The sequence below is a fragment of the Halomonas sp. ABH4_019 genome, assembly GCF_056159885.1.
This window is the reverse complement of sequence record NZ_JBSWWC010000003.1, coordinates 131,643-145,619: the sequence shown is the minus strand read 5'-3', so window position 1 is coordinate 145,619 and position 13,977 is coordinate 131,643. Positions and strand designations below refer to the sequence as shown.

The 13,977-nt window shown below is 68.3% G+C and carries 13 protein-coding genes and 1 tRNA gene; 7 read left to right on the top strand and 7 right to left on the bottom strand.

Annotated features, from left to right (window positions below; translation table 11 throughout):
• Positions 1-27: 27 nt before the first annotated feature.
• The 7 genes from ACXAFN_RS13035 to ACXAFN_RS13005 form a co-directional block, all read right to left on the bottom strand.
• Positions 28-819: a DUF2797 domain-containing protein gene (locus ACXAFN_RS13035; protein ID WP_474990144.1), complete on the bottom strand. Its 792-nt coding sequence runs from the start codon at positions 817-819 to the stop codon at positions 28-30.
• A 31-nt stretch (positions 820-850) separates the two neighbouring features.
• Positions 851-1,135 (bottom strand): YeaC family protein, encoded by a 285-nt coding sequence (locus ACXAFN_RS13030; protein WP_474989235.1) that lies wholly within the window; start codon positions 1,133-1,135, stop codon positions 851-853.
• A gap of 34 nt (positions 1,136-1,169) precedes the next feature.
• A complete protein-coding gene (locus ACXAFN_RS13025) occupies positions 1,170-2,033 on the bottom strand; it encodes a rhomboid family intramembrane serine protease (protein ID WP_474989234.1) in 864 nt (287 codons plus the stop codon).
• 165 nt (positions 2,034-2,198) lie between these two features.
• Complete coding sequence (locus ACXAFN_RS13020; RefSeq protein WP_474990142.1) at positions 2,199-3,185, bottom strand: metallophosphoesterase; 987 nt, start codon at positions 3,183-3,185, stop codon at positions 2,199-2,201.
• A gap of 16 nt (positions 3,186-3,201) precedes the next feature.
• Positions 3,202-4,083 (bottom strand): NAD(+) kinase, encoded by an 882-nt coding sequence (locus ACXAFN_RS13015; protein WP_474989233.1) that lies wholly within the window; start codon positions 4,081-4,083, stop codon positions 3,202-3,204.
• Positions 4,084-4,147: 64 nt separating this feature from the next.
• On the bottom strand, positions 4,148-5,017 hold the full coding sequence (locus ACXAFN_RS13010) for an EamA family transporter (protein ID WP_474989232.1): 870 nt from the start codon (positions 5,015-5,017) through the stop codon (positions 4,148-4,150).
• 66 nt (positions 5,018-5,083) lie between these two features.
• The gene (locus ACXAFN_RS13005; protein ID WP_474989231.1) at positions 5,084-5,605 is read right to left on the bottom strand and encodes a YqaE/Pmp3 family membrane protein; all 522 of its coding nucleotides are present in this window, start codon (positions 5,603-5,605) and stop codon (positions 5,084-5,086) included.
• 231 nt (positions 5,606-5,836) lie between these two features.
• On the opposite strand from ACXAFN_RS13005, the gene ACXAFN_RS13000 reads away from it, so the two are divergent.
• The 7 genes from ACXAFN_RS13000 (at position 5,837) to proC (ending at position 13,965) form a co-directional block, all read left to right on the top strand.
• The gene (locus tag ACXAFN_RS13000) at positions 5,837-6,244 is read left to right on the top strand and encodes a CBS domain-containing protein (RefSeq protein WP_474989230.1); all 408 of its coding nucleotides are present in this window, start codon (positions 5,837-5,839) and stop codon (positions 6,242-6,244) included.
• A 283-nt stretch (positions 6,245-6,527) separates the two neighbouring features.
• Positions 6,528-6,601, top strand: a tRNA-Gly gene (locus ACXAFN_RS12995).
• A gap of 56 nt (positions 6,602-6,657) precedes the next feature.
• A complete protein-coding gene (locus tag ACXAFN_RS12990) occupies positions 6,658-7,023 on the top strand; it encodes a hypothetical protein (protein WP_474989229.1) in 366 nt (121 codons plus the stop codon).
• Between the two features lie 82 nt (positions 7,024-7,105).
• Positions 7,106-7,906, top strand: coding sequence for an AraC family transcriptional regulator (locus ACXAFN_RS12985; RefSeq protein WP_474989228.1), 801 nt, complete (start codon positions 7,106-7,108; stop codon positions 7,904-7,906).
• A gap of 188 nt (positions 7,907-8,094) precedes the next feature.
• On the top strand, positions 8,095-11,286 hold the full coding sequence (gene putA / locus ACXAFN_RS12980; RefSeq protein ID WP_474989227.1) for a bifunctional proline dehydrogenase/L-glutamate gamma-semialdehyde dehydrogenase PutA: 3,192 nt from the start codon (positions 8,095-8,097) through the stop codon (positions 11,284-11,286).
• Positions 11,287-11,561: 275 nt separating this feature from the next.
• On the top strand, positions 11,562-13,073 hold the full coding sequence (locus ACXAFN_RS12975; protein ID WP_474989226.1) for a sodium/proline symporter: 1,512 nt from the start codon (positions 11,562-11,564) through the stop codon (positions 13,071-13,073).
• Positions 13,074-13,140: 67 nt separating this feature from the next.
• Complete coding sequence (proC, locus tag ACXAFN_RS12970; RefSeq protein WP_474989225.1) at positions 13,141-13,965, top strand: pyrroline-5-carboxylate reductase; 825 nt, start codon at positions 13,141-13,143, stop codon at positions 13,963-13,965.
• Positions 13,966-13,977 lie beyond the last annotated feature (12 nt).

The following is a 13,977-nucleotide window of genomic DNA, read 5'->3' as shown; positions in this document are numbered from 1 at the left end:
TCGCGCTACCCGCGGGAGGCGCGGCCCTCACGCCTCGACGGTGACCTCATAGCCCGTGAACTTGCGCAGGTTGATCACGCCACTGTCGAGGATCAGGTACTGGCCCTTGATGCCGAGCAGCGTGCCGGCGACCTTGGGCGCCTTGTCGAAGTTGTGGGAGACCACCTTGGTGGGATGCTCGAGCACCGGGTACTCGAAGGCGTAGGGCGCGACGTCGAGCTCGCGGATGGCGTCATGGCCGAAGCGCTCGCGCAGCGCGAGCAGGCCCGGTGCGAGGCGCTCGAGCAGCCGGTCGCGTTCGCCGGGCAGATCGAGCTCCACGGCCTCGCCCTTGAGCATGGCGCGCCAGTTGGTGCGATCCGAGACCTCGTCCTTGAACAGCACCTCGACGAAGCCGGACTGCTGGCGGGTATCGACCTCGAGAATCGGCAGCGCCTGGACGGCGCCCTGGTCGAGCCAGCGGGTCGGCACCTGGGTGCCGCGGGTGATGCCGACCTTGAGCCCTGAGGCGTTGGCCAGGTAGACCACATGGGGCCGGAAGCAGTGGGTCTCACCCCACTCGGGCTCGCGGCAGGTACCCTGGAAGTAGTGGCACTGCTCGGGCTTCATGATGCAGGTATCGCACCGGGCCAGCTTCTTGAAGCAGGGATAGCAATGGCCCTGGCCGAAGCTCTTCTTCGTCGCCCGTCCACAGTGGGTGCAGGCGATGGCGCCGGTCCAGGTCAGCCGCAGCGGTTGGCCGAGCAGGTCGTTGAGGCCGAGACGCTCGTCGCCGGCGCGCAGGGTGTAGCGCGACGGCGATCCCGGCGTCACTGCCATCTTGGTCAAGCAGCCCGTCAGGGCGACGGCCTCAGCCACGGCCGACGTCCCGACCGAGGCCGGCCTGTTCCGCAGACACGCCGGCACCGCTGCTGTCGGCGCCGCAGGTGCGACGCTCCAGATAGCCGACGCGCTGCTCGGCGGGCACGTTATTCTCGGCCTCGTAGCGCATCACCGCCTCGAGACACAGCTCGGTCTGCTCGGAGGTCAGGAAGCGGCCATCCGGCCACTTGCGCAGGGACACCGCCTGCTTGAGGCTCTCGTAGATGGACGGCGTCATCTGCTGGATCATGCGCTCGAAGGTCATATCGCTCATGGCAGGCTTCTCTGGCGGAAACGAAACGGGAAGATCAGCGCCGGACACGGCGTGAACGGGAATGATACCAGCCGAACGCCAGCCCCACGACCAGCCCGCCCAGGTGCGCCTCGTTGGCCACGTTGCCGAAGCCGAACAGTTCGGCCACGTCGGTCATGGTGAAGACCATCCAGCCGAGCATGAACACCACCAGCATCTGGGGCACGAAGAAGCCGTCGCCGGGGCGCCGGCGCGACATCAGCCAGACGTAGCCCAGCAGGGCGAAATCGACCCCGGACATGCCGCCGAACAGCACCGTGCCGGTGGCGTACTGGGCCAGGTTGCCGCCGATGCCGGCGGCCAGCAGCAGCGTCAGCATGCGCCCGCGGCCGTGGAAGCCCTCGACCTGGCGGCCGAAGTACCATAGCCACAGCATGTTGAAGACTAGGTGCATCCAACCGAAGTGCAGGAAGGCCGGCGACAGTAGCCGCCACACCTGCCCCGAGGCCAGGGTCTCGCCCAGGTTGCCGAAGGCCAGCTGGCCCTGGGCCACACCCACCGGCACGATCGTCATGGCGGCGATCACCAGATCGCCGAGCACGCTCATCACCGCGAATACCGCCAGGCACAGGGCCAGGGCGGAGGCGGTGACGGGCGCTTGGCGGAAGGGCGCCAGCCAGGCGGGCATGGCGGGGCGACGCCGCGCCCGCTGCCGGGTACGGCCCTCCGGCATCAGCGGCTCGCCGCGCTGCCAGCGCATCACCAGACCCTGCATGGCCTCCTTCTGCTGGGGATCGATCAGCCACAGCACCCGGCCCTCGTCCTCGTCGGTGAAGAAGTGGCCGATGCGATGCGCCCAGAGCGCCTGGCGCAGTTCACGGGTGTCGGTGTCACGGGGCAGCAGCATCACCCGATACATGGTCTCTCCTGGCGGCGGCGAACCGGGCATGGCGGGCACAAAGAAAAAGTCCGGCGGAGGGGGCCGCCGGACAAGAGCAAGGGATCATTCAAGGGAACACCTACTCTGACGGCCTGGTGGGCGACAAGTTCGCAACGGTTATCGAGAATTAGGTAACGATTTGTATCAGTCGAAATCGATCTCCCAGGGCTGGGGGCGAGCCTGCTCCTCGCGGGGCACCCGGATCCACACGAAGCGGTTGGCATCGAGGCGCGACTCGCCGCTCCAGCGATAGGCCACCAATCGGCCGAACTTGACCGCACTGTAGTCCAGGCAGGCGATGTTGGGCGCCGGCAGTGCCGGAATGCCCTCGCACCAGTAGTGGCCGATGAACAGCGGCGGCTGCTCGGGGCCGTAGTGGCTCAAGCGAGCCGTCTCGGCCTCGGTGAGCGGCCGCCCCTCGAGGTCGCCGGGCAGGTTGTCGGGCTGGAAGACCACGTCGCCCCAGGTGCGCGGCGAACGCGCCCAGAAGTGGGCCCGGAAGCTGCGCCGGGTGAAGCCGTCGCCGGAGTGGATCTGCACGCCCTCGGGCAGCAGGATGTGGCTGCCTCGGGTCAGGCGATCGAGAATGCGGAACTCGCGGGTACCCGGCTGGACGGCGGCGGCCAGGAAATCGAGGTCGATGCGACCGTCCGGCCGGGAGCGGCGCAGCTCGTCGATCAGCGGCTGATCCCAGCAGGCGTGGACCACGCGCAGGCCGTCGAGCTCCAGGTACAGCGGGATCTCGAGGAACCAGGCCAGCGCCTCCTCCCACTCCTGGGGATGGTCGCGGTACTGCTCCAGGGTCTCGCGGACGATGCGATTGTGCCGCGGGGTGTGCTCACGCAGCCATTCCCGCCCCAGCTCGGGCGGGGCGCGATGGCTGTAGGCCAGGGCGTTGATCTCGTGGTTGCCCATCACGATCAGCGCCTCGCCCTCCTCGACCATGCGCCGGGCGATGCTCACCGCCAGCCGTATGCGCGGACCGCGGTCGATGAGGTCGCCGAGGAAGATCACCTTGCGCCGCGGATGGCGATAGACGCCGCCACGCTGATGGTAGCCGAGGCGCTCGAGCAGGGCCGCCAGCGTCGCCCCGCAGCCGTGCACGTCGCCGATCAGGTCGTAGCCTTCCAGGGGCGCTCTGCTCACCTCAGTCTCCCAGGCGGTTGCTCCAGCCCAGCTTGCTGCGCAGGACCTCGTAGAAATTGTGCCCCAGCGGATGCACCAGCTGCACCCGCTGGGGCTTGCGGCGGATCACCAGGACGTCGTCGGGCTTGGCCACGGCGCGGGTCTGGCCATCGCAGCTGATGTGCGGGTAGGTCTGGTTGGTCTCGCCGATGTGGATGCGGATCTCACTGGCCGCGTCGATGGCGATGGGCCGGCTCGACAGGGTGTGCGGAAACATCGGCACCAGGGTGACGACCTCCAGCCGGGGATGCATGATCGGCCCCCCGCCGGACAGCGCGTAGGCGGTGGAGCCGGTGGGAGTGGCGATGATCAGGCCATCGCTGCGCTGGCTGTGCACGAACTGGCCGTCGATGAACAGCTCGAATTCGATCATGCGCACCGCCTTGCCGGGGTGCAGCACGACCTCGTTCAGGGCGTCGCCGTCGCCCACCAGGACATCGTCGCGGTAGAGCTCGGCGTCGAGCAGGAAGCGCTCCTCGAGCTCGAAGCGACCGGCCAGTACCTCGCCGACCCGTTCCTCGAGCTCGTCGGGGGAGATGTCGGTGAGAAAGCCCAGCCGCCCGCGGTTGACGCCCAGCACCAGGGTGCCGCTGTGGCACAGGGTGCGGGCGGCGCCGAGCAGGCTGCCGTCGCCGCCGACCACGATCACCAGGTCGCAGAGCTCGCCGAGCCGGCGACGGCTGGCCTCGGGATGACCGTGGCCGAGCAGCACGGTGGCGGTACGATCCTCGAGGATGACGTGATAACCGGCGTCATCGAGGAAGCGGCTCAGCCGCTTGAGGGTATCGACCACCTTGGCGCTGCCCAGGCGACCGATCAGGCCGATGTTCTTGAAGGCGTGCATGCGCGGGTCCTTCGCTTCGCGACGGCTCATTATGGCGACTGGGCCACGACCGGGCAAACCGCCCTCAGGCCGTGCGCGGCACGCGGCGCCGCTGCCACCACTCGTTGATCAGCAGCGAGGCCAGGATGATGGCCCCGCCCAGGGCGAGGCGCGGCAGGTCGGCGTCGCGGTTCCAGATCAGCAGGTTGACCAGCAGGCCGGCGGGCACCAGGGCGTTGTTCATGACCGCCAGCGCCCCGGCGTCGACCCGAGTCGCGCCCAGGTTCCACAGGAAGTAACCGACCCCGGAGGCCACCAGGCCCAGCCAGGCCAGCACGCCCCACTGCAGCGGCGTGGCGGGCAGCGCCGTGGCGTCGCCCCACCACAGGAAGGCCGGCAGCGCCACCGCCAGGGCCCCCAGGTAGAACCAGCCGAACACCGCCAGCCGCGGCAGCGCGGCGGGCAGCCCGGCCGAGAGCCGGCGATAGCCGACCTGGCCCAGCGCGAAGCACAGGTTGGCCCCCTGGACCACCAGGAAGCCGAGCCAGTAATCGCCGTCCAGACCTTGGTAGCGAATCACCGCCGCGCCCAGCACCGCCAGGGCCGCGGTGACCAGGTGAAAGGGCGTGAAGCGCCGGAACAGCAGGTCGTCGAGCAGGGTGATGTAGAGCGGCGTGAGCACCGTGAACAGCAGCACCTCGGGCACCGAGAGCAGCAGGAAGGACTGGTAGAAGAAGATGTACATCAGCCCCAGCTGCAGGGCGCCGAGGCCCATCAGCGCCAGGCGCTGGCGGCCGCGCAGCAGCTGCGGGCGCAGCACCGGCAGGAACAGCAGCGCCGCCAGGCCGATGCGGGTCAGCACCGAAAAGTAGCTGTCCACCTGGCCGGCCAGGTAGACGCCGATCAACGAGAACGAGAAGGCCCACAGTACCGTGATGCCGACGAGATAGCCCAAGAGTCAACTCCGCGCCAGAATGGGGGTCGACGAGGATTATACCGGCGACATTCGGCCTGCCAAGCGTCAGTGCCGCGTCCGCCACAGGCGGTGGAGCACATAGCCCGCCCCGGGCAGCCAGCCGAGCAGGGTCAGCCCCAGGGCGAGCCAGACGCGACGCGGCCCGCCCCCCGCCAGGCCCATCGCCAGCGGGGGCAGCAGCACGGCCAGCGCCACCAGGGCGGCGAAGGGCTCCGCCCGAGCGGCCGACGCTGGCGCCGGCGAAGCGGGCTCGCGCGTCGCCGCAGGCGCCGCCTCGGGCGTCCACTCGCCCACCCCGGCGTCGGCCGGCCGCGCCGGGGCCGGCTCGTGCTCCCGGGCCTGACGATGGGCCTCGTGGTCGATCTTCTGCTCCAGGTCGTCGGCGCCCTCGGCGAGCTGATCGTGGTAGCGCTCCCAGTCTTCCCAGTCGTGGGGGGTGCCCGCCCGGGGACGATGATCCCCGGATTCCCGGGCTCGCTCCCAGGCCTTCTCTTCCAGGGTGTTGGGGCGCTCGCGATCGCGTTCTCCATCCAGGCCCTTGCGGGCCAGGTATTCTCGGGCATCCATGAGACGTCTCCATCGATCGAGGGATGCGGCATTGTGCCTCATTGGAGTGGCGGCTCAAGGGGCGGGTTCCGCGGCGGGCGCCCTGCGTTGGTGGCCGGCACGGTGCAGCGCCGGGGGAGTCGGCTATGATGAACGCGAGACACGCCGTGGCCGCCGGCCGTATAAGGGCGCAGGGAAGCTGCCCGGGCCGGAGCCCTGGCGAGAGGTCCCACCGGCACAAGGAGAATCGCCATGCCCAGCAAGGCTCCCACCATCGTGCGCGAGATCATGTCCCGCGACTGCTATCGGGTCCACGGCAAGACGTCGGTCACCACCCTGGCCCAGGGCCTGGCACTGCATCGGCTGCCCGGGGCCCCGGTGGTCGACGACCACGATCGGCTGATCGGCTTCATCTCCGAGCAGGACGTGATCGGCAAGCTGCTGGAGAGCGCCTATCTCGACGACGAGCCGCCACTGGTCCATGAGCTGATGCGCAACGAGGTGCTCTCCGTCACCCCCGCCAAGAGCATCACCGACCTGGCCCAGGAGATGCTGGGCGCCAAGCCCAAGGTCTATCCGGTCACCGAGCAGGGCCGGCTGGTCGGCATCGTCACCCGCCGCGACGTGCTCAGCGCCATCCTGCGCATGCGTCACGGCTGACCCTCTCGCCGCCCCCTCCGACACCCGGCCCGGCGCCGGGTGTCGTCATGCTGGGCCCAATAAAAAACCGCCTCATCGGAGATGAGGCGGTCAAGGATCGAATCGCAAGCCAGAACAACAGTGCTAGCGACTGCCATCGCCGCTGTTGTCTGCACCTGTTCTGACAGTGATGGCAGGAAAAGTTCAGGTCCGCGACGAAAAAATTTCACGGTGACTATCCGCTGACCGGACTACGGCGAGGGTTGTAATCATTAAACTGCTGGATATACTGGCAAACCGGTGCGCGGGTGTAGCTCAATGGTAGAGCAGAAGCTTCCCAAGCTTAAGACGAGGGTTCGATTCCCTTCACCCGCTCCAGCTCCCGCTCTCGCCTGACGGGCACCGCCGTTGGCAACACGACTCCCGAGCGCAGCATGGCCCTGTTCCTGACCGTCTTCCTCGTCTGCCTGCTGATCATCGGCGGCATGGTCGCCATCCTGATGACCGCCCGGACCCCACGCTACCGTACCGAACCCGATCACCTGCTCGAGCTGTTCGACCGGGCGATGGAGAGCCGCGTCGGCGAGACCGAATGGAACGCCATCATCGGCTATCCGATTCGCCATGACGACTACCTGGAAGGCGTGCGCCGCCGAGCCCAGCGACTGATGGACGACCACGGCCGACATGGCCGGGTGGCGCGGGGCAAGCCGCTACTCGACGACGAGGGCCGGGCCGAACTGGCCGCCCTGCGCGATCACCTTGCCGCGCGAATCGCCCTGCGGCGCGACCGCGCCTGAGACATCGCGCTTGAGAATGAGTCGCGACACGCGATCCGGTATACTGGTCGACACGATGACAACGCCGCGCCGGAGGCCGATGATGAGCAGCGCCATCCGCCAGACCCCCCTCGACACCGCCATCCATCACCATGCTCACGACTTCCACCAGATCGTGATCGGACTGGACGGCCGGGCGGAATTCGAGATCGAGGGCCTCGGGGGCACCATCTCGGCGCTCTCGGGCTGCATCGTGCCGGCCAACCACCTGCACTACTACGCCGGCACCGGCGACAACCGCCAGCTGATCCTCGACCTGCCCCATGACGCCCTGTCGTTGACCGGCCATCACCACGAGCTGGCCCGGTTGTTCGACGCGCCGCGCTTCTTCGACCTCGACGACCCACTGGCGCGCTTCCTCGACTTCGTGCTCCACGAGCTGCGCCTGCTGGCCGGCCAGGGCGCCCTCACCGGCCTCCACCAGGAGCGTCTGGCCAGCACGCTACTGGGCTCGCTGCACGCCCGGCTGTCCGGCGACGCCTCGCCCAGCGGTCGGCCCCTCGACCTGACGGCCCTGGACCGCTTCATCGACCACCATCTCGCCGGTGGCCTGCGGGTCGCCGACCTGGCGGCCGAGGCCTGCCTCAGCGAGGCGCACTTCACGGTGCGCTTCCGCTCACAGACCGGCCTCTCGCCGTGGCGCTACGTGATGCGCCGTCGTTTGCAGACGGCCCGGCGGCTGATTCACGAGAGCCATCTTCCGCTCTCCGAGATCGCCGCGCTCACCGGCTTCACCAACCAGAGTGCCCTGTCCCGGGCCTTCCGTCGCGACTACGGCCATCCGCCCAGCCAGCTGCGCCGGGCGCCATCCCAGCGGCTCGCCAGCGGACTGCCGACGAATTAGACCTAAGTCGTAAAAGTTCCCTGCCCCAGCGCAACATCCGCGAATCGGTCAAATCCACCCGCGGATACGGCAAGCAGTGCCCCCATCGCCCCCCTACCCTTGCAGGATGCTTGTGAATCCGCCGGCGTCCCCTGACGCGGCGGCGGGAACTCTCACCCTGTCATGAAGGGTTGCTTTCGGGGAACGACATGCTCAACGCCAACACCATGCTGGAGGACGCCACCTGGCGTCAGGATCTCGACACCCTCTTCGCCCGCATCAGCGACCACTATGTCGTCGATGAAGAGGGCTTCGTCGAGGAGTTGATCAAGGCGCTGGGGGCGGATCGTCAGGATTTCGCCCGCACCGCCGACAAGGCCGCCGAGCTGGTGCGCGAGGTCCGCCAGATGGACACCGCGGTGGATACCATCGATGAGCTGCTCCAGCAGTACAGCCTGGACACCCACGAGGGCCTGATGCTGATGTGTCTGGCCGAGGCCATGCTGCGCATCCCCGACAAGGCCACCGCCGATGCGCTGATCGAGGACAAGCTGGGGCCGGCCGACTGGCAGGCACACCTGGGGCAGAGCGAGTCCTGGATGGTCAATGCCTCCACCTGGGGCCTGCTGATGACCGGCCGCGTGGTCACCATGGATCAGCCCCGTGACGGCAAGCCCTCCGGCTTCATCAACCGGCTGGTCAACCGCATGGGCGAGCCGGTGATTCGTCGTGCCATGCTCGAGGCCATGAAGATCATGGGCAAGCAGTTCGTGCTCGGCCGTGACATCGACGAGGCCATCAAGCGTTCCAGGCCGCTGTTCGACAAGGGCTACACCTACTCCTACGACATGCTCGGCGAGGCCGCCCGCACCCGCCGCGATGCCAAGCGTTACTTCGACGACTATGCCCGGGCCATCGAGCGAGTCGGCAAGGCTGGCCGCGAACTGAGTGCCAAGACCCCCACGCCCTCGATTTCCATCAAGCTCTCGGCGCTGCATCCGCGCTACGAGTTCGGCCGCCGCGACCAGGTGCTGCGCGAGCTGGTCGCCAGCGTACGCGAGCTGGCCGCCATGGCCCGCGAGCGCAGCGTGGCGGTGACCATCGACGCCGAGGAGGTCGATCGCCTGGAGCTGTCGCTGGAGGTGTTCCGCGCCGTCTACGAGAGCGACACCTGCCGCGGCTGGGGGCAGTTCGGCCTGGTGGTCCAGGCCTACTCCAAGCGCGCCCTGCCGGTCCTCCACTATCTCAACCGCCTGGCCGAGCACCAGGGCGACGAGATCCCGATGCGCCTGGTCAAGGGCGCCTACTGGGATACCGAGATCAAGGAGTCACAGCAGCTCGGGGTGGAGGGCTATCCGGTCTACACCCGCAAGGCCACCACCGACGTGGCCTACCTGGTATGCGCGCGTTTCCTGCTCTCGGAGGCCACCCGGGGCCGGATCTTCCCGCAGTTCGCGACCCATAACGCCCACACCATCAGCACCATCCTCGAGTATGCCAATCAGGCCGACCGCCCGTTCGAGTTCCAGCGCCTGCACGGCATGGGCGAGGCGCTCTACGATGTCGCCCTCAAGCGGGCGCCCCAAGGCACCTATTGCCGCATCTACGCCCCGGTAGGCGCCCACAAGGATCTGCTGCCCTACCTGGTGCGTCGGCTGCTCGAGAACGGCGCCAACTCATCGTTCGTTCACCAGTTGGTCGACCCCAAGGTGCCGGTGGAATCCCTCTGCGTGCACCCGGTGGAGACGCTGCGGCAGTACACCGGCCTGGCCAACAACCTCATCCCCCTGCCCCGTGACATCTACGGGCCTCACCGCCGGAACTCTCAGGGAGTGAACTTGAACATCAACAGCCAGTATCAGCCGCTGATGGACGACATGCAGAAGCATATGGACACCCTGTACCAGGCGCGTCCGCTGCTGGCCTTCGACGTCACCACCGACCCGGCGCTGGTTCATGACGTCAAGAGCCCCCATGATCGCCGCCAGCCCGTCGGCAGCGTGCTGTGGACCACCCAGGAACAGACCCAGCGGGCACTGGACGCCGCCTGGGCCGCCTTCCCGGGCTGGGACGCCACCCCGGTGGCCGAGCGTGCCGCCATCCTGCGACGCTTCGCCGACTTGATGGAGGAACACCTGGCCGAGCTGATGGCGCTGTGCTCCCGTGAAGGCGGCAAGCTGCTCACCGACGGCGTCGACGAGATCCGCGAGGCGGTGGACTTCTGCCGCTACTACGCGACCCGCGCCGAAGAACTGTTCGCCGAACCGACCCGCCTGCCCGGGCCCACCGGCGAGTCCAACGACCTGATGATGGGCGGCAAGGGCGTGTTCGCGGCGATCAGCCCCTGGAACTTCCCGGTGGCGATCTTCTGCGGCCAGGTCGTGGCCACCGCGGTGGCCGGCAACACCGTGCTGGCCAAGCCCGCCGAGCAGACCTCGATCGCCGCCCACCGCGTCATCGAGCTGCTGCACGAGGCCGGCATGCCGCGCGATGTGGTGCAGCTGCTGCCCGGCGACGGCCCCACCGTGGGTAGCGTGCTGACCAGCGACCCACGCGTCACCGGCGTGGTGTTCACCGGCGGCACCGATACCGCTCAGATCATCAACCGCGCCCTGGCCAGCCGCGACAATGCGCCCCTGCCGACCCTGGTGGCCGAGACCGGCGGCATGAACGCCATGATCGTCGATTCCACCGCCCTGCCGGAGCAGGTGGTGGCCGACGTCATCCACTCGGCCTTCCAGAGCGCCGGCCAGCGCTGCTCGGCACTACGCGTGCTCTACCTCCAGGACGACGTGGCCGACCGGGTCATCGAGATCCTCGAGGGCGCCATGGCCGAGCTCCACGTGGGCGACCCCCGCGATCTGGGCACCGACGTGGGGCCGGTCATCGACGAGGATGCCCGCCAGGGCCTGCAGGCCCACATCGACAGGCTCAAGGGCGAAGGCCGGCTGCTGGCCGAGACCAAGCTCGACCCGGCGCACACCGCCGAGGGCACCTTCATCGCCCCCACGGCCTTCCAGATCGACGGTATCGAGGCGCTGGAGCGCGAGCAGTTCGGCCCCGTGCTGCACATCGTGCGCTACCGGGCCGACGAGATCGACCGGGTCATCGAGTCGATCAACGGCCGTGGCTATGGCCTGACCTTCGGCGTGCACAGCCGCAACGAATCCTTCGCCGAGGAGATCGCCCGCAAGGTCCGCGTCGGCAACGTCTACGTCAACCGCGACATCATCGGTGCCGTGGTGGGCGTGCAGCCGTTCGGCGGCCAGGGCCTCTCCGGCACCGGCCCCAAGGCGGGCGGCCCGAACTATCTGCTGCGCTTCGCCACCGAGAAGACGGTGACCGTCAACACCGCCGCCCTGGGCGGCAATGCCTCGCTGCTGGCCATGGGCGACGAATGAGCCCGGCGGGCGAGGGTCGACCTCGCCTGCCCCGCCGACGCACCGGTGTCTGACGGGCGACGCCCGCCCGGCACCGGCACCGAGAATCCCCCATCACCCTGCAAGGGAGACGCTTATGACACCCAGCATCTTCTTCGGCCTGATCGGCCTACCCGGCCTGCTGATCGCCGCCACCCTCGTCTGCTACGTCATTCAGGGCCGACACGACCAGGCCTCTTCCTGAGGCGATCCCCCCACTCCCGCGAATAAGAAATGCGTCAGCGAGGACACCTTCCATGACAGCCGACCCCATCACGCTCACCGTCTTCGGTGCCTATCTCGTCTTCCTGGTCATCATCGGCCTGGCCAGTTCCAAGAAGAGTGCCGGCGGCCTGGAAGACTTCTTCCTCGCCGGCCGCAACCTCAACAAGTGGACCGTTGCGCTGAGTGCCGTCAGCTCCGGACGCAGCGGCTGGCTGATCCTCGGCGTCACCGGCATGGCCTACCTCTCCGGGTTCAAGGCCATCTGGGCGATCGCCGGCTACATCGTCGCCGAAATCGCCATGTTCTTCTTCGTCGCACGCCGCTTCCGCGAGTACAGCCAGGCCACCGGGTCCATCACCGTCCCCGATCTGCTGGAGTCCCGCTTCCCCGGCGGCGCCAGGGCCGTGCGCGTGGTCAGCTCGCTGATCATCGTGTTCTTCATGATCGCCTACGTGGGCAGCCAGGTGGTGGCCGGCGGTACCGCCTTCTCCAGCACCCTGGGGCTGTCCCAGAGCGGCGGCATGTGGCTCACCGCGGCCATCCTGTTGCTCTACGTGATGATGGGCGGCTTCCATGCGGTCAGCAAGACCGACGTCCTCCAGGCCGGGTTCATGTTTGCCTCGCTGGTGATCCTGCCGATCATCGCCATCATCAACCTCGGCGGCTTCGGCCCGGTGCTGGAGGCCATGCAGGCCCAGGGCGCCGGCTTCGTCGATCCCTTCGCCTTCTCGCTGGGCGCGGTCCTCGGCCTGCTCGGCATCGGCTTCGGCAGCCCCGGCAACCCGCATATCCTGGTGCGCTACATGTCGCTGAAGAACGTCGGGGAGATGCGCCAGGCCGCGCTGATCTCCTCGCTGTGGAACGTCATCATGGGCTGGGGGGCGATCACCATCGGCCTGGTGGGGCGCGTCTACTTCCCCGAGGTCGGCCTGCTGCCCGACGGCAACCACGAGGCGCTGTTCACCAGCCTGGGCCAGGAACTGCTCAGCCCGCTGCTGATGGGCGTGCTGCTGGTGGCGATCCTCGCCGCCATCATGTCCTCCGCCGACAGCCAGCTGCTGGTGGGCGCCAGCGCCCTGGTCCGCGACATCTACGACAAGCTGCTGCATCGCGGCGGCGACATCTCCCAGGATCGCCTAGTCACCTACAGCCGCCTGGCCACCGCCTCCATCATGCTGCTGGCGGTGCTGCTGGCCTTCTCCGCCCAGACCTTCGTGTTCTGGCTGGTACTGTTCGCCTGGGGCGGCCTCGGCGCCTGCTTCGGCCCGGTACTGCTGATGACCCTGTACTGGAAGAAGCTGACGCGCCAGGGCAGCCTGTGGGGCATGATCGCCGGCCTGGTGGCGGTGCTGCTGGGCTCCCAGCAACCGGCCTGGACCTACGCCTTCCTGCCGGACATCAACGAACTGTTCGCCGCCCTGCTGTTCGGCATCACCAACGCCGCGGTGCCCGGCTTCGTGGTCTCGACCCTGGTCGCCCTGGGGGTCAGCCTGCTGACCTACCGCGAGCAGCAGAGCCTCGACCCCAGCGGCGTGCGCCACTGAGGCCGCCCATCGACGGCACCGTTTCCCGGCGGTGCCGCATCCTCACGTTCCAGAAGGGAGTCGACACATGCACAGCAAGATCACCTTCATCGGCGCCGGCAACATGGCCAGCGCCATCTTCGGCGGCATGATCGAGGGCGGCCACCCGGCCGACGCCATCACCGCGACCTCCCCCGACGATGCCATCCTGGCCCCCCTGCGCAGCCGCTACGGCATTCGCACCGAGCAGGACAACAGCACCGCCGTGGCCGATGCCGACGTGGTGGTGCTGGCGGTCAAGCCCCAGATCATGCGCGACGTCTGCCTGGCAATGCGTGACGCCGTCCAGGCCCACAAGCCGCTGATCGTCTCGGTGGCCGCCGGCCTCGAGGCCGATACCCTGAACGGCTGGCTGGGCGGCGACCTGGCCATCATTCGCTGCATGCCCAACACCCCGGCGCTGGTCGGCGCAGGCGCCCTGGGCCTGTATGCCAACCCGGCCGTCAGTGCCGAGCAACGTGATATCGCCCACGGCCTGCTCGGTGCCGTGGGCCTGGTGGAGTGGGTCGAGGAGGAGGCCCTGCTCGAGGCCGTGACCGCCGTCTCGGGCAGCGGACCGGCCTACTTCTTCCTGTTCTTCGAGGCCATGGAGGAAGCCGGAGTCGCCCAGGGACTGCCTCGCGAGACCGCCCGTCGCCTGGCCCTGCAGACCGGCTTCGGCGCGGCCCGCATGGCGCTCGACAGCGAGCACGATCCCGCCCAGCTCAAGCGCAATGTCATGTCGCCTCAGGGCTCCACCGAACGCGCCATCCAACACTTCGAGCAGGCCGGCCTGCGCCGCATCGTCGACGAGGCCATGCGCGCCTGTGCGGATCGGGCCCGAGAAATGGCCAAGGACTTCGGCAACCACTAATATCAACATCAC